This window comes from Pseudomonas sp. PGPPP4 (assembly GCF_002256045.1).
Classification (GTDB): domain Bacteria; phylum Pseudomonadota; class Gammaproteobacteria; order Pseudomonadales; family Pseudomonadaceae; genus Chryseomonas; species Chryseomonas oryzihabitans.
Genome location: NZ_NKID01000004.1, coordinates 276,513 through 297,002, shown reverse-complemented (window position 1 = coordinate 297,002; position 20,490 = coordinate 276,513). Strand labels below are relative to the sequence as shown.

The 20,490-nt window shown below is 67.7% G+C and carries 14 protein-coding genes; 5 read left to right on the top strand and 9 right to left on the bottom strand.

The window, feature by feature from the left end; genetic code table 11:
- Positions 1-85: 85 nt before the first annotated feature.
- The gene (gene bglX / locus CFE50_RS09575; protein WP_286732995.1) at positions 86-2,371 is read right to left on the bottom strand and encodes a beta-glucosidase BglX; all 2,286 of its coding nucleotides are present in this window, start codon (positions 2,369-2,371) and stop codon (positions 86-88) included.
- A gap of 147 nt (positions 2,372-2,518) precedes the next feature.
- Complete coding sequence (locus CFE50_RS09570) at positions 2,519-3,796, bottom strand: glucarate dehydratase family protein (RefSeq protein ID WP_286733352.1); 1,278 nt, start codon at positions 3,794-3,796, stop codon at positions 2,519-2,521.
- A 182-nt stretch (positions 3,797-3,978) separates the two neighbouring features.
- Here CFE50_RS09570 and CFE50_RS09565 point away from each other — a divergent pair, with 182 nt between their 5' ends.
- Together CFE50_RS09565 and CFE50_RS09560 are read left to right on the top strand one after the other, a co-directional pair.
- Positions 3,979-5,640 (top strand): VRR-NUC domain-containing protein, encoded by a 1,662-nt coding sequence (locus CFE50_RS09565; protein ID WP_286732992.1) that lies wholly within the window; start codon positions 3,979-3,981, stop codon positions 5,638-5,640.
- Positions 5,637-7,910 carry an ATP-dependent DNA helicase gene (locus CFE50_RS09560; protein WP_286732991.1) on the top strand — a complete coding sequence of 758 codons (2,274 nt, stop codon included), beginning with the start codon at positions 5,637-5,639 and terminating at the stop codon, positions 7,908-7,910. The genes CFE50_RS09565 and CFE50_RS09560 overlap by 4 nt, the downstream gene beginning before the upstream one ends.
- 302 nt (positions 7,911-8,212) lie before the next feature.
- Here the strand turns inward: CFE50_RS09560 and CFE50_RS09555 are convergent, their stop codons facing one another.
- Positions 8,213-8,596, bottom strand: a complete 384-nt coding sequence (locus CFE50_RS09555; RefSeq protein WP_286732989.1) for a glyoxalase superfamily protein — start codon at positions 8,594-8,596, stop codon at positions 8,213-8,215.
- A gap of 231 nt (positions 8,597-8,827) precedes the next feature.
- On the opposite strand from CFE50_RS09555, the gene CFE50_RS09550 reads away from it, so the two are divergent.
- Entirely contained in the window at positions 8,828-10,462 is a 1,635-nt protein-coding gene (locus tag CFE50_RS09550; RefSeq protein WP_286732987.1) for a glucan biosynthesis protein D, read from the top strand.
- Positions 10,463-10,553: 91 nt separating this feature from the next.
- Here the strand turns inward: CFE50_RS09550 and CFE50_RS09545 are convergent, their stop codons facing one another.
- The 5 genes from CFE50_RS09545 to CFE50_RS09525 all read right to left on the bottom strand — a co-directional run bounded on the left by CFE50_RS09545 (position 10,554) and on the right by CFE50_RS09525 (position 15,744).
- Positions 10,554-11,288, bottom strand: coding sequence for a GGDEF domain-containing protein (locus CFE50_RS09545; protein WP_241807692.1), 735 nt, complete (start codon positions 11,286-11,288; stop codon positions 10,554-10,556).
- Entirely contained in the window at positions 11,285-11,674 is a 390-nt protein-coding gene (locus CFE50_RS09540; RefSeq protein ID WP_241807691.1) for a DUF1987 domain-containing protein, read from the bottom strand. Before CFE50_RS09540 ends, CFE50_RS09545 begins: the two co-directional genes overlap by 4 nt.
- Positions 11,675-11,691: 17 nt before the next feature.
- A complete protein-coding gene (locus CFE50_RS09535) occupies positions 11,692-12,255 on the bottom strand; it encodes a SiaB family protein kinase (protein WP_286732980.1) in 564 nt (187 codons plus the stop codon).
- Positions 12,256-12,260: 5 nt separating this feature from the next.
- A complete protein-coding gene (locus CFE50_RS09530) occupies positions 12,261-13,487 on the bottom strand; it encodes a SpoIIE family protein phosphatase (protein ID WP_286732979.1) in 1,227 nt (408 codons plus the stop codon).
- Positions 13,488-13,599: 112 nt separating this feature from the next.
- A complete protein-coding gene (locus CFE50_RS09525) occupies positions 13,600-15,744 on the bottom strand; it encodes a polysaccharide biosynthesis tyrosine autokinase (protein ID WP_286732978.1) in 2,145 nt (714 codons plus the stop codon).
- A gap of 578 nt (positions 15,745-16,322) precedes the next feature.
- On the opposite strand from CFE50_RS09525, the gene CFE50_RS09520 reads away from it, so the two are divergent.
- Positions 16,323-17,900, top strand: a complete 1,578-nt coding sequence (locus tag CFE50_RS09520) for a hypothetical protein (RefSeq protein ID WP_286732976.1) — start codon at positions 16,323-16,325, stop codon at positions 17,898-17,900.
- Positions 17,901-17,937: 37 nt separating this feature from the next.
- Entirely contained in the window at positions 17,938-19,209 is a 1,272-nt protein-coding gene (locus CFE50_RS09515; protein WP_286732974.1) for a hypothetical protein, read from the top strand.
- Here the strand turns inward: CFE50_RS09515 and CFE50_RS09510 are convergent.
- Positions 19,206-20,417, bottom strand: coding sequence for a YeeE/YedE family protein (locus CFE50_RS09510; RefSeq protein ID WP_144955698.1), 1,212 nt, complete (start codon positions 20,415-20,417; stop codon positions 19,206-19,208). The genes CFE50_RS09515 and CFE50_RS09510 overlap by 4 nt on opposite strands.
- Positions 20,418-20,490 lie beyond the last annotated feature (73 nt).

The following is a 20,490-nucleotide window of genomic DNA, read 5'->3' as shown; positions in this document are numbered from 1 at the left end:
CCTACACCTCGATGCCGCGGCCTCCCTTCGCGCCGCTGACGCCCCCTCTCCCTCTGGGAGAGGGTTGGGGTGAGGGCCGAATCTCCTACAACAGCGTGAAACTCCCCTCGCGCACCCGCTCCGAATCCAGGCCGACCATCACCTTGAACTCGCCCGGTTCCGAGACCAGCTTGAGGTCGTTGTTGTAGAAGCGCAGGTCCGCCTCGGTGATGGGGAAGTCCAGCTCGCGACTCTCGCCCGGTTGCAGCATCACCTTCTGGAAGCCCTTGAGCTCCTTGACCGGTCGCGCCAGGGAGGCGGTCACGTCGTGCAGATAGAGCTGCACCACGGTGGCGCCGGCGCGGCTGCCGGTGTTCTTGACCGTGACCCTGGCGGTCAGGGTATCGCCCTTCTTCAGGGTGGCGCTGGACAGCTGCGGCGCCGAGACGTCGAAGGTGGTGTAGCTCAGGCCATAGCCGAAGGGATAGAGCGGACCGTTGACGATGTCGAAGTAGCGCGAGGTGTACTTGTTCGGCTTGGCCGCGTCGAAGGGGCGGCCGCTGCTCAGGTGGTTGTAGTACAGCGGCACCTGACCCACTTCGCGGGGAAAGGTCATGGTCAGCTTGCCGGAGGGGTTGTAGTCACCGAACAGCACATCGGCCACGGCATTACCGCCTTCGGTGCCGGGGAACCAGGCTTCCAGCAGAGCATTGGCCTGCTCCTGCTCCTGCTCCCATTCCAGCGCCAGCGGGCGGCCGTTCATCAGCACCAGCACCAGCGGCTTGCCGGTGGCCTTGAGTGCCTTGATCAGCTCGCGCTGGGTGTCGGGCACGCTGATGCGGGCGCGGCTGGAGGCCTCGTGGGCCATGCCCTGGGATTCGCCAACCACGGCCACCACGACGTCGGCCTGGCGCGCGGTGGCCACGGCTTCGGCGATCATCTCGCCGGCACTGCGCGGATCCACCGCGACCGCCGGTTCATAGGAGTTGAGGTAGGCCAGCACATCGCGGTCGTCCAGCAGGTTGGCGCCCTTGGCATAGAGCACCTTGCCCTGACCGGCCACGGCGTTTTCCAGGCCGCGGCGGATGGAGACGGCCTGGGCGGCCACGCCGGCGGCGGACCAGTTGCCCATGACGTCGCGCGGACTGTCGGCCAACGGGCCGACCACCGCCAGGGTGGCGCCCTTGCGCAGCGGCAGCACGGCCTTTTCGTTCTTCAGCAGCACCAGACTCTCGCGGGCCACCTGACGCGCCTCGGCGCGGTGCAACCGCGATTCGGCGTTGGTGTCGACCGGATCCTGGCCCTGCAACCGGCGATAGGGATCGTCGAACAGGCCCAGGCGGTACTTGGTCAAGAGCATGTCGCGCACGGCCTGGTCGATCTCGGCCTGCGTCACCTTGCCGGCCGCCAGCAGGGCGGGCAACTGCTTGCCGTAGACGTCATCGTGCATGTTCAGCTCGACGCCGGCCTTGAGCGCCTGCTCGGCGGCGTCGCGGGTGTCCTTGGCCACCCCGTGCAGCACCAGTTCGTTGATGGCGCCGTGGTCGCTGATCAGCAGGCCTTTATAGTTCCAGTCCTTGCGCAGCAGGTCCTGCAGCAGCCAGCGATTGGCCGTGGCCGGGACGCCGTTGATGCTGTTGAGCGCCACCATCACCGCCCCGGCACCGGCCTCGGCGGCGGCGCGGTAGGGCGGCAGGTAGTCCTGCATGAGACGCTGCGGACTCATGTCGACGTTGCTGTAGTCGCGCCCGGCTTCCACGGCGCCGTAGCCGCCGAAGTGCTTGATGCTGGCCATGAGGCTGTCGGGGGCGCGCAGGTCCTTGCCCTGGTAGGCGTGCACCAGGGTGGCGCCGATGCGCGAGGTCAGCCAGGTGTCTTCGCCAAAGGTTTCCGAGGCACGGCCCCAGCGCGGTTCGCGGGTGACGTCGACGGTGGGGGAAAAGGTCAGGTCGAGTCCATCGGCCGCCGCTTCCAGGGCGGAGATGCGCCCGCTGGTGGCGATGGCGTCGAGATTCCAGGTGCTGGCCAGGCCCAGGTTGATGGGGAAGATGGTGCGCATGCCGTGGATGACGTCATAGGCATAGAACAGCGGGATCTTCAGCCGGCTGTGAGCGACCTGATCCTGCATCTGGCGGATGTCGGGGCGGGTCACGGTGTTGAACATGGCGCCCACCTTGCCGGCGCGGATGTCCGCCATGATGGCTTCCTTGGGATAGTCCGGCCCGACGCTCACCAGATTGAGCTGGCCGATCTTTTCCTCCAGGGTCATCTTCGCCAGCAGGGCGTCGACGTAGGCGCGAGCCGGATCCCTGTCCTGCGCCGGGGCGAGGGTGGCGCTGACCGCCAGTCCCAGGCCGAGCATGAGTGCGGTGAGGCGTGGTGCGTTCAACATCGTCCCCCAATTCCCTGTGCGTACTTTCTCGTTGTTCTTGGGCACCCTTGTGCCGAGGGGATTGTACAACCGCGACGCCGGGAAGCGGAGCCGTTGACGGCCGGCGGGCGAGCCGGTCGTCAGGGGCCTGGGGGAGGGGGCGAAGACCTAGAAACGCGGCTTGCGGGTTTCCCAGTCCGGCTGGTACTTGCGCATCTGGCGCACGTCGTCGCGGCTGCGGATGTCGATGGCGAGGAATTGCGCGTGCAGCTTGGCGAGCTGGTCCCGGTCCAGCTCCACGCCCAGGCCGGGCGCATCGGTGATCGCCACGCAGCCATTGCGGATCGGCAGCTTGCCGCCCTGGATGACCTCTTCGTCCTCTTCCTGCCAGGGATAGTGGGTGTCGCAGGCATAGGCCAGGTTGGGCACCGCGGCGGCCACGTGGGTCATGGCCATGAGGCTGATGCCCAGGTGCGAGTTGGAGTGCATGGAGACGCCCAGGCCAAAAGTGTCGCACAGCCGCGCGAGGATCTGGGTGTCCCGGAGGCCGCCCCAGTAGTGGTGGTCGGCGAGCACGATCTGCACGCTGTTCCGGGCCACGCTGCGGCGGAATTCGTCGAAGTCGGTGACCACCATGTTGGTGGCCAGGGGTATGCCGGTGCGCCGGTGCAGTTCGGCCATGCCGTCCAGGCCCGGGGTCGGGTCCTCGTAGTACTGCAGATCGTCCTTCAGCACCTCGGCGATGCGCAGCGACGTTTCCAGCGACCAGTTGCCATTGGGGTCGATGCGCAGCGGCGCTTCCGGGAAGGCCTGGCGCAGGGCCTTGATGCAGGCCGCCTCGTGATCCGGACCGAGCAGGGTGCCGGCCTTGAGCTTGATGCTCTGGAAGCCGTTCTCCTCGATCATCCGCGCCGCCTGGGCCACCACCTGCTCCGGGCTGATGGCCTCGCCCCAGCGATCGGGCGGGTAGGGCGCATCGATGTGCTCGGCGTACTTCAAGAACAGGTAGGCGCTGAAGGGCACCTCGCGGCGCACCGCACCGCCCAGCAATTCGACCAGGGGAATGCCCAGGGAGCGCGCCTGCAGGTCGAGAAAGGCCACCTCGAAGGCGGAATAGGCGTTGGCCACCTGCTTGCTCGGATGGGAGCCGGGCGCCAGTTCGGCACCGGCCACCACGCCGCCGGCGAGGCCGGCGACGGTCTCCACCACCCGGGCGCGCAGGCCGTTGAGGTCCCAGGCGGAGAGGCCGACCAGGCTGCTTTCCATAGCCTTCAACACCGCCAGCACCGGGGCGTCGCCATAGCTCTCGCCCAGGCCGATGTGGCCGTTGTCGCCTTCCACCTCGATGATGGATCTCAGTGCATAGGGTTCGTGGATGCCGCTGGCGTTGAGCAGCGGGGCATCGCGAAAGGCGATGGGGGTGACAGTGATCCGTTTGATCTTCACGCTCAGACTCCTGGACTTGTAGTTGTGGTGGTCTTTGTCAGTCATCGTATGACTACCGGTCGGGATCTTCAACCGAAAGAAGTGCCATGACCCCGGCGGCATGACCGCATATCGCATCGGGGTTGCCCGCTCCGGTCGGGGCTGGATAAATAGCCAGCCGCCACCCTATTCGCCCCTTTCGCATGAACGCTCCGCTCGAAGATCCCCTCTACTATCTGCATAACTTCCAGCGGGTACTGGACTGGGTCGCCCTGCGCTATCCCGATCTGCTCGACGACCGCGAGCAGGCCTTCATCGCCGCCTTCGCCGAGCTGCCGCAATCCTCGCGGGCGCTGCTGGTGCGCCTGGTGATGCGCAAGGGCGAGGTGTTCCGTGCCAGCAAGCTGGTCTATGGCGAGATCGGCTGTCCCCGCGCCGCGGCGAGTCCGCTGGTGGAGCTGGGCTGGCTGCTGGCCGATCCGGAGTTGCACCTGATCGAACTCTTCGCCCTGTTGCGCAAGGAAGAACTGCTTGGCTGCTTTGGTAATCGCCTGCCCAAGGCCGGGCGCAAGGAGGACTGGCTGGCGCGGCTGGAGGCCGAGCAGGTAACGCCCCTGGCCTTCAGCGGCTGGACCGGCAGCGTGCCCGAGCTGGTGGCGGAGGGGGTCTGGCGGCTGACGCTGATGGACCTTTGCGATCGCCTGCGTCTGCTGTTCTTTGGCAACCTGCACCAGGACTGGACCGACTTCGTGCTGGCCGACCTGGGCATCTTCCAGTACGAGACGGTGGCCTTCAGCGCCGAGTCCCGTGCCTTTGGCCAGCGCCATGAGGTGGACGCCTACCTCCACATCCAGCGCTGCCGCCAGGCGCTGCGCGATGGGCTGCCAGCCGCCGAGCTGCTGCCGCTGCTGCCCGCCGAACGCTTCGCCAACACCTGGCTGGAATTGCGCCGCGGCAAGTTGCTGCATGAACTGGCGCAGCAACACGAACGCCTCGGCGAACTGGCCCAGGCCCAGGCGCTCTATGCCGCCTCGGCGCACCCCGAGTCGCGCATCCGCGCCCTGCGCATGCTCGAACGGCTGGAGGACTGGCCCGCCGCCCAGGCGCTGGCGGAAGCCATCGTCGCCGCCCCGGCCCATGACGCCGAACGCCAGCAGGTGGCGCGCATCCTGCCGCGCCTGGTGCGCAAGCAGGGCGGCCCGCCCAACAAGCGCCGTCCGGCCAGCCCGGTGGAGCGCCTCGATTTCGAGCTGGTCAACGACGGCCTGCGCCGGGTCGAGTGGCTGGTACGCGAGCACCTGGGCCGCGACGAAGCGCCGGTGCACTATGTGGAAAACACCCTGCTCACCAGCCTGTTCGGGCTGCTGTGCTGGGACGCCATCTTCCTCGCCATTCCCGGCGCCTTCTTCCACCCCTATCAGCGCGAGCCGGCCGACCTGCGCCTGCCGGGCTTTCGCGAACGGCGGGCCGAGGCCTTCGCCGCCTGCCTGGCGCGCCTGGACGACGGCTCCTATCCGACGGTGATCCGCGAGCGCTTCGCCCGCAAGCGCGGCCTGGCCTCGCCCTTCGTCGCCTGGGGCATCCTCGGCAGCGAATTGCTCGACCAGGCCCTGGCCTGCCTGCCGGCGCGGCACCTGCGGCTGTGCTTCGAACGGCTGCTGGAGGATCCGGAAAACAACCGCACCGGGCTACCCGACCTGATCCAGTTCTGGCCGGCGGAAGGCCGCTACCGGATGATCGAGGTCAAGGGCCCGGGTGACCGCCTGCAGGACAACCAGCGCCGCTGGCTGGACTTCTTCGCCGCCCATGACATCCCGGTCAGCGTCTGCCACGTGCAGTGGCAGGTGGCCGCGACCTCCGCATGAGCTATCGCATCGCCGTTCGCGCCCTCTGCGAATTCACCGCCAAGGCCGGCGATCTGGATCTCAGATTCACCCCGTCGCCCACCGCCCTGGAAGGCATCGAGGGTCACCAGCGGGTGGCCGCGCGGCGCGGCCCCGACTACGAGCGCGAGGTCAGCCTGCAGGGTGACTTCGAAGACCTGCAGGTGCGCGGTCGCGCCGATGGCTTCGACGCCGTGGCCCAGCGCCTGGAAGAGATCAAGACCCACAGGGGCAGCCTGGAACGCCAGCCGGGCAATCACCGCCACCTGCACTGGGCTCAGGCCAAGGTCTATGGCCATCTGCTCTGCCAGACCCGCGAGCTGCCTGAGCTGACCCTGGCGCTGGTCTATTTCGACATCGGCACGGGCGCCGAGACCGTCTTCACCGAGCAGTGGACGGCGGCGGACCTGGCCGCGCATTTCGAACTCCAGTGTTCGCGCTTTCTCGCCTGGGCGCGCCAGGAACTGGCCCATCGCGCCGCGCGGGATGCGGCGCTTTCGACCCTGGCCTTTCCCCATCCCGACTTCCGCCACGGCCAGCGGCCCCTGGCGGAAGCCGTCTACAAGGCCGCCAGCGTCGGCTGCTGCCTCTTGGCCCAGGCGCCCACCGGCATCGGCAAGACGGTGGGCACCCTGTTCCCACTGCTCAAGGCCATGCCGCGGCAGAACCTCGACCGACTGTTCTTCCTGGCCGCCAAGACCCCTGGCCGCGCCCTGGCCCTGCATGGCCTGGAGTCCCTGGCCGCGCCGGTGCGAGTGCTGGAGCTGGTGGCGCGGGACAAGGCCTGCGAGCACCCGGCGCTGGCCTGTCATGGCGAGTCCTGCCCGCTGGCCCGCGGCTTCTATGACCGCCTGCCCGCGGCCCGCGCCGCGGCCCTGGCCGAGCCCACGCAGCTGACGCGGGCGCGGGTACGGGAGACGGCCCTGGCCCATGAGGTCTGCCCTTATTACCTGGCCCAGGAACTGGCGCGCTGGAGCGACGTGGTGGTGGGCGACTACAACTACTACTTCGACGGCAGCGCCATGCTCCATGCCCTGGCCCAGACCCAGGAGTGGCGCGTCGGGGTGCTGGTGGACGAGGCCCACAACCTGCTCGACCGCGCCCGCGGCATGTACAGCGCCAGCCTCGACCAGCGCCGCCTGGCCGCCGGCAAGGTCGTAGCGCCCCCGGCCATCGCCAAGGGCCTGCAGGCGCTCAATCGCGAATGGAATCGCCTGCACAAGGAGCAACAGGTCGACTACCAGGTGCAGCCGGAGTTGCCCGCCGCCTTCCTGACCGCCCTGCAACGGGTGGTGGGTCTGCTCACCGAGCACTTCGGCGAATCCGGGCAGCCGCCGGCGCCGGAGTTGCAGACGCTGTTCTTCGACCTGCTGCAGTTCATGCGCCTGGGCGAGACCTTTGGCGATCACTCGCTGTTCGACGTCACCCTGCTCAAGGGCCGCGGCAAGGCGCAGTCGCAACTCAATCTGCGCAACCTGGTGCCGGCGCCCTTCGTCGGTCCGCGGCTGGCGGCGGCGCACAGCTGCACCCTGTTCTCGGCAACCCTGACGCCGGCGCATTTCCACCGCGATCTGCTCGGGGTGCCGGCTGGCAGCGCCTGGGTCGATGTCGCCTCGCCCTTCGCCGCCGAGCAACTGGAGGTGCGCCTGGTGCGGCTATCCACCCGCTATGCCGACCGCGTCGCCTCCCGGGCGCCCATCGCCGCTCTGATCGCCAGCCGCTATCGCCAGCGCCCGGGCAACTACCTGGCCTTCTTCAGCAGCTTCGACTACCTCGATCAGGTGGCCGAGGCGCTGGCCGAGCGGGCGCCCGACGTGCCCCAGTGGCGCCAGTCCCGCGGCATGGACGAAGCCGCTCGCCAGGCCTTTCTCGAGCGCTTCCAGGCCGACGGCCGTGGCATCGGCTTCGCCGTGCTCGGCGGCAGCTTCGGCGAGGGCATCGACCTGCCCGGCGACCGCCTGATCGGCGCCTTCGTCGCCACCCTGGGCCTGCCCCAGCTCAATCCGGTCAACGAACAGCTGCGCCAGCGCCTGCAGCGGCGCTTTGGCGACGGCTATCGCTACGCCTATCTCTATCCGGGCCTGCAAAAGGTCATCCAGGCCGCCGGTCGGGTGATCCGCACCGTGCAGGATCGTGGCTGCCTCTACTTGATCGACGATAGGTTCACCCAACCCGAGGTCAAGGCGCTGCTGCCGACCTGGTGGCAGGTGGAGGAGGGCGCGGTGCCCACGGGCGAACCTGCGCCGGCTTGAAGGCTATCGCGGTCATGGCCACCCGCCGATGCAACTGATCCTATGGCACTCCGGTGTTTTGTTGATCGCGGCCATGGGCCGCTCCTACGATTACATCGAGCCTGTAGGAGCAACTGTCTTAGCCGTTGTAGGGGTGCACCAGTTGTAGAGCCGTAGCGTGGAAAACGGCGCAGCCTTTTCCACTGGGGACTTCGTGGCGAGGGCGCCCTCACCCCAACCCTCTCCCGAGGGGAGAGGGAGCCATCCTCTATCATCGAGCCCGTAGGAGCGGCCCATGGCCGCGATCACCGTACAGCCGTTGCTTAGGCCTCCGGCGTCTCCTCGCAAAACCTCAGCCTGTTACCGAAGGGATCGGCGATCTCCATCACCAGGCCCCAGGGCAATTCCTCGATACCTGGGCGGGCGAAGCCGTAGTCCCTGGCCAGCAGCTCGGCCTGGAAGGCGCGGATGCCGGTCAGGCGGACGAAGACCGTCGAGCCGGGGCAGGCATCGCCGTGGTGGCCGGAGAGGTGCAGGCGCAGGCCGGCGCGCTCGACTTCGGCATACAGCGGCAGCCCCGGTTCGAAGCGGTGTTCCCAGACCAGGCGGAAACCCAGGAAGTGGCAGTAGAATTCACGCGCCTTTTCGTCATCGAAGATGCGCAGGATGGGGCTGGGTGGCCCGAAGGCGATGGCGGCAGTGGCCATGGGGGGCTCCAGGGAAGCGGCAAGGGAAGGTCGATGATGCGCTTTCCGGGAGGCCCGGCAACCGGAACTGTGATCCGGAAAGCTTTGGTAACCCCTCTGGCAGGCCAGAGCGTGCGCTAGGCTGCAGTTCACCGGTGCGATGGCGAACCTATCCGGGTATCGTGCATTCTTTTTCCTTTCTGGCGGTTCGGCTGGGCCGAATCTTTCATCCTTAGTGACCAAGGTTGATCCATGCAGCGTAGACACCTGCTCAAAGCGTCCCTGGCCCTGGCGGCCTACACCGGCATTCCCTCCACGGGGCTGTTCGCCCTCCAGGCCTTTGCCAATCCGGCCAATGGCGACGGCCAGGCCTTCGATTTCGACTGGCTCAAGCAGCACGCCAAGGAGCTGGCCGGCCAGGCCTACCAGCCCACCGCCCAGAAACTGCCCGATACCCTGGCGAACATGACGCCGCAGCAGTTCAACGCCATTGGCTACGATGCCCAGCATTCGCTCTGGCACGACCTCAAGGGCCAGCTGGACGTGCAGTTCTTCCACGTCGGCATGGGCTTCAAGACCCCGGTGCGGATGTTCTCGGTGGACCCCAAGACCAACGAGGCCAAGGAAGTCCACTTCCGCCCCGAGCTGTTCAACTACAACGACAGCGGCGTCGACAAGAGCCAGCTCAAGGGCGACCTGGGCTTCGCCGGCTTCAAGCTGTTCAAGGCGCCGCACCTGGCCCAGTACGACATCGTCTCCTTCCTTGGCGCCAGCTACTTCCGCGCGGTGGACAAGACCCGCCAGTACGGCCTTTCGGCCCGCGGTCTGGCCATCGACACCTATGCCGATCGGCCCGAGGAATTCCCCGACTTCACCAAGTTCTGGTTCGTCACCCCGAACAAGAACAGCACCCGCTTCGTGGTCTATGCGCTGCTGGATTCGCCCAGCGCCACCGGCGCCTATCGCTTCGACATCGACTGCCTGAACGACCGCGTGGTGATGGACGTGGACGCCAACGTCAACGCTCGCCGCGACATCAAGCAGCTGGGCATCGCGCCCATGACCAGCATGTTCGGCTGCGGCACCCACGAGCGGCAGACCTGCAACACCTACCACCCGCAGATCCACGACTCCGACCGCCTGGCCATGTGGAAGGGCAACGGCGAGTGGATCTGCCGCCCGCTGAACAATCCGCCCAAGTTGCAGTTCAACGCCTTCAAGGACGACAGTCCCAAGGGCTTCGGCCTGGTGCAGACCGACCACGAATTCGAAAGCTACCAGGACGTCATGGTCCGCTACGACCGCCGGCCGAGTCTCTGGGTGGAGCCCACCTCGGCCTGGGGCGAGGGTGCCATCCAGCTGCTGGAGATCCCCACCACCGGCGAGACCCTGGACAACATCGTGGCCTTCTGGGCACCGGCCGAGACCATCACCGCCGGCAAGTCGCTGCACTATGGCTACAAGCTGCACTGGAGTGCGCTGCCGCCGGTGAGCACGCCGCTGGCGCGGGTCTATGCCACCCGTTCCGGCATCGGCGGCTTCCCCGAGGGCTGGGCGCCCGGTGAGCATTGGCCCAAGGTCTGGGCGCGGCGCTTCGCCATCGATTTCAATGGCGGCGGTCTGTCGTTCCTGCCCGAGGGTACCGGCATCGAGCCGGTGGTCACCGTCACCGACGGCAAGGTGCAGGATTTCCACGTGCTCAAGATCGACGAGATCGGCGGCTACCGGGTGATCTTCGACTGGTACCCCACCAGCGACAAGGCCGATCCGGTGCAGATGCGTGCCTTCATCCGCACCCAGGACCGCGCGCTGAGCGAAACCTGGCTGTACCAGTACTTCCCGCCGGCCGCCGACCAGCGTCGTTATCCGGACTGGAAGCAGTCCTAAGCGGCGGTCAGTAAAAAGCCGCTGTTCCTTCCCGGCGCAGCGGCTTTTTTGTGCCCGGAAGAAAGGGCGTAAGGGTGACTGGTCGCGGTGGTCAGTCGGCCAGTACCACCTGATTACGGCCGCCGCGCTTGGCCCGGTAGAGCGCCGCGTCGGCCAGGCCGTAGGCAAGCTCGAAGTCCGTGCCCACCGGATTGATGCTGAGGCCGAAGCTGGCGGTTACCGGTGCCGGCCCCGTCGTGTCCTGGGCGATGCGTTGGCGCAGGCGTTCGGTCATGGCCAGGGCTTCGTCCCGTACCAGGGTCGGCAGTAACACCGTGAACTCCTCACCGCCCACCCGGCCAACGATGGCTGGCGCCTGGACCAGCTCCTGCAGGCAGCGGGCAATGGTCTGGATCACTCGATCACCGGCGGGATGGCCAAAGTCGTCGTTGATGCGTTTGAAGTGATCGATGTCCAGCACGATCATGGCCCCGCCCCGTTGCCGCAGCGCCTGGCCGGCCTGGTCAATCACCGCGCCGCGGTTGAGCATCCCGGTGAGGGCGTCGTGGGTGGCGCGGTACTCCAGCTGCTGGCTGAGGGTCTGCAATTGCTGGTTGAGGGCGTTCATCTCGCGTTCGGCGCGATCGCTGCGGGCGATCAGCCGGCGGGTCTCGCGCATCAGGCGTTCGAAATGCAGCGTCAGGTCGCCCAAGGCGGCTCGGTAGCGCTCGGCATCGGCGTCGTCGGCGCCATAGAGGGCACGCGCTGCCTGCAGTACCCCAGCTTCCTGCTCGAACAAATCAGGCCCTGGCTCGGCCGGGCTGTAGCGCCTGACGCTGGCGGTCATGCCGGCAGCTCGGGATGCTCGATGAACGTCAGCGCCTGGAAGTCCAGTCGCAGTTCTTCGCCGAATTCCTGGATGGTCTCGTCCTCGGCATCGTAGTACCAGTGCAGCTCCACCCGGTTGCCGGCCTGGGCCGCCTGGTCCAGGGCGTCGAACAGGGTGAACAGCATCTTGGTGCTGGAGCTGTTGAAGTAGGCGAGGGCCACGTGCACCCGGATGCGGGCGTCCTGGCGCTGGTCGAGGTAGGCCCGCAGCGACTCGATCACCGGCAGGTAGAAGGCCGCGGCGTTTTCCGGAAAGGATTCGCCCTTGAGCCAGAGTTCGTCCTCGGCGAAACGGAAATCCACCTCCGGAGAGGTGGCGGTGGGAGCGATGAACATGGTGTCCATACGAGGGGAGGTCCCTGTCAGATGATGGCTTTCAGGCAGAACAGGGTGGTGCCCGGCGTCTGCGTGGAGGGATGGAAGGCGAATTCCAGCGGGGCGCTGGCATCACGCGCCATGGTCAGAAAACCAAGACCGGCCCCCTTGCTGTCGACTGGGGTTTCGGCGCGCAGGGATTCGCGATAGGCCTGCTTGATCTGGTCCAGCGACATGCTGCACAGCGGCTCGAGCCGCTCGCGCAGGGCGTCGACCTTGTCGCTGGCGATGGGGTTGGCGCAGAGCATCTGGTAGTTGCCGTCCTGGCGGGTGATACAGACCGAGCCCTGGCCCAGCTTGGTGTCCGCCAGGGCGTCCGGCGGCAGGGCATCGGCGGAATAGTGCAGGACGTTCTGTGACAATTCGATGAAGGAGGAAAACAGCTTGCGCCGGGTGGCGCCGCTGATCCCTTCGAATTCCAGTTGCAGCCTCACCACCTCGGCCATGGCGGCAACGATGCCATGGGAGAAGTAGCCGCGGTGATAGAAGATCACGTGCTGCTGCTGGGCGATTTCGAGAAAGGCGCCGTTCGCGGGAAAGGAGGCGGTCATGTCGGTCAGGCCACGCGGATGCAGAGGAAGGTGAGATCGTCGCGGCGTAGTTCGTCGCCCTGCCAGTGGGCGAGGTCTGCGCTGAGTTGCTCGCAGAAGGCCGCCGTCGGCGCCGTGCGTGACTCGCTCAGCCGGGCCAGCGCGCGGCGCTTGCCAAAGGAGGTACGCCGCGGACCGCCGATCTGGTCGATCAGCCCATCGGTGGTGGCGAACAGCAGGCTGCCCGGCTGTAGCGGCAGGGTGGTGGCCGGCCAGCACTGGTCGAGCGGACTGTCGGCGTAGCCGATGCCCAGGCGTAGCGGCGCCAGGGTCAGGACCTCCGCGGTGTCGGGCGCCAGGAGGTGAAGGGGCATGCGAGCGCCGGCGTAGGTCAGGCTGTGGCTGCCTCTGTCCACCCAGAAGCAGGCCAGGTCCAGGCCGTCGTTGGATTCGGAGATGCCGCCGGACTGGCCCAGCATGGCCTTGACGCTGGCGTTGATCGCCGAGAGCAACGCCGAGGGGTCGCGCGGTCCGAGGTGTTGCAGGGCCTGGGTCAGGGACGCCGAGGCGATCAGGGTCATGAAGGCACCGGGCACGCCGTGGCCGGTGCAGTCGGCGATGGCGCCGAACCAGCCGTCTTCATGCTGGGCGAAGTGATAGAAGTCGCCACCGACCACGTCGCGCGGCTGCCAGACCAAGGTGGCGTCCTGCTCCATCACCGCCAGGGCCTCGCGCGAGCTGCGCAGCATGGCGCGCTGGATGACGCTGGCGTATTCGATGCTGTGCATGATCTGGCGATTCTTCTCGGCCTGCAGGTCCGAGACGATGCGCATCAGCTGCACGCCCAGGCCGAGCCCGGCGAAGCGCCCTTCGCGGGTGACGATGAAGCCATCGGCCAGGGCCTTTTCGCCCACCTCGACGGTGCGCCGGGTCAGTTCCTCGATGGACAGACCAGCATCCACCACCAGCGGCTCCTTGTCCATGAAGGCGATGCAGCTCTTGCGATCGTAGACTTCGCGGTGATACGGCTTGCTCATCTGCGAGAGAAAGATGTCGCGGTTGATCAGGCCGATCGGGCGATCGTGCTCGACTACCGCGAGACTGGTGATCTCGCGGCGTTCGTTGAACAGGTCCATGACCATGGCGTTGGTGTGCTCGGCCTCGACGGCGGGCCACTGGGTGCAGAGGTCGAGGGCGCAGCGTTGGCTGGGGCGGGAGGCGGCACGCGCGGAGGGCAGGGGAGCGGACGACATCGATACGAATCCGTTCTCGGGAGGTCGATGCAGCCTAGAGGCTCAATATGGAGCTTTGATGACAGGAGCTGGCCAGGCGCCAGCATCGCACCGGGCCTGGCCAAGGTGGGCGTCAGCCGGTCAGGACCCCCAGGGCGGCGCGGGTGAACGGCGGGGGCGGTACGGCGTTGAGCACCGCACCCTGGAGCACCAGACCGCTGTGGGCGAACTGGCGCTGGGTGGCCTCGATTTCCTTGGCGGTGTTGCAGCCATGGCGCGACACCAGCAGGCAGGTGCCGGCCTGGGCGGCCAGCAGCACGGCATCGGTCACCGCCAGTACCGGCGGGGTGTCGAGGATGACCAGTTCGTAGTCCTGCTGCAGGCCGCGCAGCAGCTCGGTACAGCGCGCACTCATCAGCAATTCGGCTGGATTCGGTGGGCGGACGCCGCCCACCAGGCAATCCAGGCCGGGGATCGCCGAGGGCTGGATCGCCTGCTCGGGCGTCGCCAGCCCAGCCAGCACCTCGGCCAGACCCGGGCGACGGGCCAGTTGCAGGCGCCGATGCAGGCGTCCGCGCCGCAGGTCGGCATCCACCAGCAGCACCCGCGTCCCGCCTTCGGCCAACACCCGCGCCAGTTGCACGGCCACCGAGGACTTGCCGGCGCCGGGGCTGGCGCTGGTGATCAGCAGCAGGTCGTTGCGCGCCTCGGTGCGGGCGAAGGCCAGGCTGGTGCGCAGGATCCGCAGGGCCTCCTGGTAGCCGCTGTCGAGAGCTGTCGGCAGCGGGCCACCGAGCTGGCGGCTCGGCGCCAGCGGCAATTGCGCCAGCACCGGCAGGCCCAGATTTTCCAGGCCCTCGGCGTCTTCGATGCCGCGCTCCAGGCTGGCGCGTAGATAGACCCAGGCCATGCCGGCCAGGCAGCCGAAGAGCAGGGCGCTGAGGATCAGCAGGGGCTTCTTGGGATAGACCGGGGCGATCTGGGTATAGGCGCTGTCGATGATGCGCACATCGCTCACCGTGCCGGCGCGCACCACCGACAATTCCTGGATGCGCTTGCTCATCAGCGCATAGAGCTTGTCCGCTGCCTCGACCTCGCGCTGCAGGCGCAGGACCTCCTGCTGGGTCTGGGGCAGCTTGGCCAGGCGCTGCTGCACGGCCTGGCGCTCGCCATTGAGCACCTGGCGGCGCGCCAGCAGGGTCTGGTACAGCGGATGGGTGGTGGTGAAGCGCAGGGCCAGTCCGAGGCGCTCCATCTCCAACGCCGACAGCTGGCCATCCAGGTCCACCGCCTGGCGCAGCAGGCTGCGTCCCTCTTCGCCGATGGCGATGGAGCCCTGGCGGCGCTGGTAGCGGTCCAGCGCCTGGCGGCCGTCGGCCAGGCGCTGGTTCACCCGCGGCAACTCCTGGCGCAGGAAGGCCAGTTGCTGGGTGGATTCGTCGGCGTTGCGGGTCACGTCCTGGCGCACGTAGGCCTCGGTGATGCCGCGCAGGATGCGTTGCGCCCGCTGCGGATCTCTGTCCTGCAGCTGGATCGAGAGGATGCCCGAGCGCTTGCCGCGCTCGCTGACCCTCAGCCGCTCCTGCAGCGCCTGGATGGCCACGCCGCGGCGTTGCTTGACGAGAATGAATTCGGTGCCCGGATAGGCGTGCAGCTGGGCGATGTCCAGCTGCAGCTCGCCGGCGCTGGCCGGCTGGCCCAGCCGACCTTCCAGCAGGCGCTTGCCCTGGGCATCGTTCAGCAGGAAGCGATCCGGGGGCTCGGCGGTAAGGGTCAGCGGCTGGCCATAGAGGGCGTCGGGCACGCTCAGGCTGGCGATGGTCAGCTGTTCGCCGCCCCAGGCGAAGCGCGCAAGGCCGAACAGCGGCGCGGCCACCCCGGCGCCCGCGCGTTCGTGGCGGCGTGCCAGCCAGTCGCCCAGCAGCGGCAGGCGCCGCGGGGTGACGCTAAGGTCCAGGCCCTCGGCGTCCACCACCTCGCCAACCACCCGCCGCGAGGTGAGCAGCTGCATCTCGGTGATGGCTTCCGGCGGCGGCAGCGGCCGGCCATTGTCGGACTCGTCCAGGCGCACGATGCCGCGCTGGTATTCGATCTGCACCGTCGCCACCGCCTGATAGCGTGGCGCGGCCAGTTGCGCATAGGCCACGCCCAGCAGGGTGCAGAGGGCGATACAGACGAGCAGGCTGCGGCGATGGCGCCAGAGCGCGGCGCAGTAACGGGCGAAACCTATGTCCGCGGCCTGGGTGGCGGCGGGAAGCGTCTGATGCGACTTGTCCATGCAGGAGCGGGCCTTGGGGCAGGTACGAGAAAGGACAGCCGTCGCAGCCGCACGCTGGCGAGAGGGCAGCGCGCGGCGAACCGGGGGTCGAAATCGTCACACCAGGCAGGGCACAGCTGGGAACGCCAGGCACTGGATCGGGGATCCGCGCCTTGTCGGCTGGAGTGCTGCGTCGACTCTAAGCGAAAGCAAAAGCCAAAAATGTGACACTCCGTGCAGAACGCGACGGATGCCCGCTTGGCAGCGTCAAGGTGCTAAGGCAGTCTTCTTCGCGACCTGTCGTGTCTCCGGACGACAAGCCATGGCCAGCGCCTGGTGTTCCGGGAGCGCTCGTGCCCGTGCCGTTGCTGGCCGAGGCATCCCAGGTAGCAGATGCAAACGCCGCGGCCCCTGGCCACGGCGTGTTCCTGACGGCTTCTTGAATGTAGTCAGCGGTTGAAGCCCGGTTCCCACCTACGCGCCTCCTGGCCTGCGTGGGCGGTCTTGCACCGGTTGTACCAGGCCTGCGGAAGAGGGCGCCTGGTTCTTCACTGCCCTGGACGGCGTTCTCGACTGCATGGCTGTCAGGAGACAGGACAATGAGCGTGGTATCTGACGTTACCCATCCCGGGGTCCGGGTGGGACGGTGGCCGTTCTGGCTGGGCGGTCTGGTGGTCGGTCTGCTGTTGCTGCTGGCGCTGCTCTGGCGCCTGCCGGATTTTCGCGATGGCACCGGGGCGCAGAATCTCGAAGCCAGCTATCACGTCCTGCTCAGTCTCAATGCCCTGGACGAATCCGGCGTGACCCGCCACTGGTGGCTGCCCACGGTGACCCTGGGCGGCAGTCACGACCGGCAGGTGTCCTGGGGCGCGACCATCCCCACCCACAGTGGCGACTACGTTTACACCAGCTTCAGCAGCTACGGCTTTCTCGCGCCCTATCTCGGCCTCAAGGCCGCGGGGCTGACGCCTTCGCTGCACAGCCTCGCGCTGTTCAACGCCGCCCTCGGCGCCCTCACGGCGCTGCTGCTGTTCCGCCTGCTGTACCTGGTGCTGCGCAGTCACGGTGCCAGCCGCGCCCTGGCCGCCACGAGCGCGGTGCTGGGCGGCCTGATCGCGGTGTTCAGCCGCGAGGCGCTGCTGTCCCAGGGCCTGCTCTACTGGGTGCAGAGTTTCTACCAGGTGCTGCTGCTGGCCAGTCTGCTGACCTTCTTCCACTACCTGCGGGCAGCCGCGGGCCAGCGCCAGCGACTGGGCTGGCTGCTGGCCGGCCTGGTCTGCTTTGGCGCCCTGACCGAATGGACCGGCTACGTCTTCGGCGGCGGGCTGGTCGCGCTGTTCTGGCTGCAGCGCCGGCAATTGCCGGACGGCCAGCGGATGGCCTGGCGCCTGGCCTTCGCCACGGCCCTAGCCGGATTGCTGGTGCTGCTGCACTACAGCCTGGCGGCGGGCCTGTTGCCGACGCTCAAGGCCTTTGCCCGGCGCTTTCTCGCCCGTAGTCCGAACAATGCCCACCTGACCGACTTCTTCGCCGGCTACGGACTGTCCTTCGGCCTGTTCCTGGCTGCGGTGGCCATCGCCCTGGGGGTGCTGGTCTGGAAGCGCAGGAGCCTCAACTGGCCGCGCAGCACCACGCTGCTGCTGGTCGCCGCCAGCGTGCCGCTGCTGGAAAATCTGCTGCTGCTGCAGCATGCCACCCAGTTTTCCTTCGATCGGCTCAAGTTCATCTTTCCCGCCGCGCTGCTGCTCGGCCTGGCCTTTCTGGCCCTGAAGACCCCGGGGCGCGCCGTGCTCGCCGTGGTGCTGGTGGCCGCGGCCCTGCAGAACGGCCAGACCTATCGCCGGGACCTCGCCGGCTATGCCGGCTGGGGCGCCATCGACCGGCAGAATCAGGCCCTGGTCGGGCTGGTGAAAGGCCAGGTCACGCTGGACTGCACCCTGATCTCCACCGACATGACGGTGCGCGGCTACGCCAATCTGCTGTTCCACCGCAGCATCCACGAATTGCAGCGCCAGCCGCTGGACTACCACGGCGAGCCGGGAGCCTGTGGCGGACTCTATCTGGAAGGCCGGGATTTCCGCGTCGACCTGCCCGAATACACCCGCGCCCGCCTGAGTCTGGCGGACGGTCGCCAACTGACCTACGCCAAGGTCGAGGGTGACTGGCGCCTGCAATGAACGCCCCATCCATGAACGTGCTGCGAGGAAACCGGGTATGCCGGGTACGCTGATCAATCGACTGAGTTTTCTGGCCCTGGGTGGCCTGATGGTCCTGCAGTTCGGCGTCTTCGAACAGAGCCCGACCAATCCGGTGGGCATCCGCTACGTGGGCGAGCTGTACCTGGCGATCTGCCTGGGTTTCTTCGCGCTCTTCACGCTGAGCACCTGGGATCGGCCGCAGCGCGACTATCGGCTGCTGATGGGCTTCTGCCTGTTTTCCACGGCGGTGTTCGTCGGCTTGCCGGCGCTGTTCGCCCAGCTGTTCTGGGGCCAGCCGCTGGTCTACGGCCTCATCGAGGAGCGGCGGGTGCTCTACTGCTTCAGCGCCTTCCTGGTGCTCTACCTGGCCAAGCGGCTGAATGCCGTGCAATTCGAGAATCTGATCATCCTGGTCGGGCTGCTCTCGGCGCTGCTGTGCTGGCTGTCCTACTTCAAGATGCTGCCGGACCTGCGCGAGGAGGTGAAGGACCTCAGCCGCCCCGGACGGGCCTCCACGGGGGCGGGCGCCATCTTCTTCGGCTACTTCATCTGCATCTACTTCGCCGGTCGCGGGCGCTCCTTCATCGACGGCCAGTTGCGCCCCAAGCTGCGCCACGGCCTGCTGGCGCTGTTCTTTCTGGCGACCATCGTGGTGGTGCTGCAGACCCGCCAGCTGATCGTGGTCTGCCTGGTGTTCACCATCCTCGCCCTGCGCGCGCGCCTGGTCGGCCCGGCGCTGTTCGGCGCCATCATCATCGCGCCACTGATCCTCTATCCGCACCTCCTGGAAACCCTCGGCTTCAACCTGGATTTCTACGCGCGCTCGGTGCAGGAAGGCCCCACCGACAACGTCCGGGAAAACACCATTTCCCAGATCATCAACCACCTGCAGCTGTACAACGGCCTGCCCAGCGGCAGCCTCAGCCTGATGTGGAACGACGGCTTCAAGCCGATCTTCGGCGACTACTTCTTCCTTTCCGACGTCGGCATCTTCGGCACCGTGTTCCGCTTCGGCTTCCTGTCGATCCTGGTGATCCCCATCGGCCTGGCGGTCCACTACCTGGTGGCGCGCAAGCTGAGCCGCGACCTGGAATTCACCCTGGCGGTGTTCCTCGCCTTCATGACCATCTGGCCGCTGCAGGGGCTGTTCGAATACCAGGGCACCGCGGCCCTGCTCTTCGTCATGCAGGCGCTGAAGACCTACCACGGCGCGCCCCAGTACGGGGTGGTCAGCCTGCCGGAGCGACCGGGAGCGCTGCCGCCCGGTCGCCAGGTCCTGCCGGTCTAGCAGCCGGTCAGGCGTTCGACGCGGCGTTCGCCGGGAAAGAAGAAGGGGCGCAGGCGCACGCCCAGGCTGTTGCCGAAGAAGGCGGCCACCAGCCACAGCCAGCCGTGCAGGCTGCCCGAGGCGATGCCGCTGAAGTAGGCGCCGATGTTGCAGCCATAGGCCAGCCGCGCACCGTAGCCCAGCAGCAGGCCGCCGAGCACCGCCGCCACCAGCGACCGCGCGGGGATGCGCAGGCTGGGGGCGAAGCGCCCGGCCAGCCCCGCGGCGGCCAGGGCGCCCAGCATGATGCCGAGGTTCATCACGCTGGTGACGTCGAACCAGAAGGGCTCGGCCAGCGCCCGGGCATTGGCCGGTTGCTGCCAGAAGGCCCAGCCGGAGACGTCCAGCCCGAGCAGACCGGCACCCTTGGCGCCCCAGAGGGCGAAGGCCGAGGTGACGCCCCAGGGGCGACCGGCCAGGGCCAGGGTGACGAAGTTCAGTATGGCCAGGGCGATGGCGCCCCAGACCAGCGGCCAGCTGCCGCGCAGCAGGCGCGCCGCGCCCTGGTGTTCACCGGGCACCGTGACTTCCAGCGAGCCGTGGCGACGGCGCTCCAGCACCACCGAGACCCCGGCGATCAGGGCGAAGGCCGCCAGGCTGACCAGGATGCCGGGCAGCACGCCCAGGCTGGTCACCAGGGAGGTGGGCGGCAGACTGGGCAGGGCGAACCACCAGCCCAGGTGCTGGGTGGCGATCAGCGAACCGATGACGAAGAACAGCAGGGTCACCAGCATCCGCGCATTGCCGCCGCCGGCGGTGAACAGGGTGCCGGAGGCGCAGCCACCGCCCAGTTGCATGCCGATGCCGAACAGGAAGGCGCCGACCACCACCGAGGTGGACAGCGGCGAGACGTTGCCGCGCACCGCCTCGCCGAACAGGCTGCCGGCGCCCAGGGCGGGAAAGAACAGCAGCACCGCCAGGGCCAGCATCACCATCTGGGCGCGCAGGCCGGCGCCGCGGCGGTCGAGGATGAACACCCGCCAGGCCGAGGTGAAGCCGAAGGCGGCGTGGTAGAGGGTCAGGCCGAGGGCGCCGCCGAGCAGCAGCAGGAGCGCCTGACGGCCGCCCACGGCCTGGCCTAGAAAGACCATGCCCAGGGCGAGCAGGCAGGTCGCCCACAGGGCCGCCCAGGGCAGGCGAGGAGAGGAAAGCGTAGAGGTCTGCTGCATCATGGTTCCGGTAGCTTCGAACTAAAGTCCGACTATTTTAGTAGGACTTGCCCGGGAATCCCAGCCAACCGTC

Bases quoted from the DNA above. Each gene is read 5' to 3' on its own strand.
- CFE50_RS09555 (WP_286732989.1), bottom strand. From the start codon at position 8,596: ATGGCCACTGCCGCCATCGCCTTCGGGCCACCCAGCCCCATCCTGCGC.
- bglX (WP_286732995.1), bottom strand. From the start codon at position 2,371: ATGTTGAACGCACCACGCCTCACCGCACTCATGCTCGGCCTGGGACTG.
- CFE50_RS09515 (WP_286732974.1), top strand. From the start codon at position 17,938: ATGCCGGGTACGCTGATCAATCGACTGAGTTTTCTGGCCCTGGGTGGC.
- CFE50_RS09510 (WP_144955698.1), bottom strand. From the start codon at position 20,417: ATGCAGCAGACCTCTACGCTTTCCTCTCCTCGCCTGCCCTGGGCGGCC.
- CFE50_RS09525 (WP_286732978.1), bottom strand. From the start codon at position 15,744: ATGGACAAGTCGCATCAGACGCTTCCCGCCGCCACCCAGGCCGCGGAC.
- CFE50_RS09565 (WP_286732992.1), top strand. From the start codon at position 3,979: ATGAACGCTCCGCTCGAAGATCCCCTCTACTATCTGCATAACTTCCAG.
- CFE50_RS09550 (WP_286732987.1), top strand. From the start codon at position 8,828: ATGCAGCGTAGACACCTGCTCAAAGCGTCCCTGGCCCTGGCGGCCTAC.
- CFE50_RS09520 (WP_286732976.1), top strand. From the start codon at position 16,323: ATGAGCGTGGTATCTGACGTTACCCATCCCGGGGTCCGGGTGGGACGG.
- CFE50_RS09535 (WP_286732980.1), bottom strand. From the start codon at position 12,255: ATGACCGCCTCCTTTCCCGCGAACGGCGCCTTTCTCGAAATCGCCCAG.
- CFE50_RS09545 (WP_241807692.1), bottom strand. From the start codon at position 11,288: ATGACCGCCAGCGTCAGGCGCTACAGCCCGGCCGAGCCAGGGCCTGAT.
- CFE50_RS09560 (WP_286732991.1), top strand. From the start codon at position 5,637: ATGAGCTATCGCATCGCCGTTCGCGCCCTCTGCGAATTCACCGCCAAG.
- CFE50_RS09530 (WP_286732979.1), bottom strand. From the start codon at position 13,487: ATGTCGTCCGCTCCCCTGCCCTCCGCGCGTGCCGCCTCCCGCCCCAGC.
- CFE50_RS09540 (WP_241807691.1), bottom strand. From the start codon at position 11,674: ATGGACACCATGTTCATCGCTCCCACCGCCACCTCTCCGGAGGTGGAT.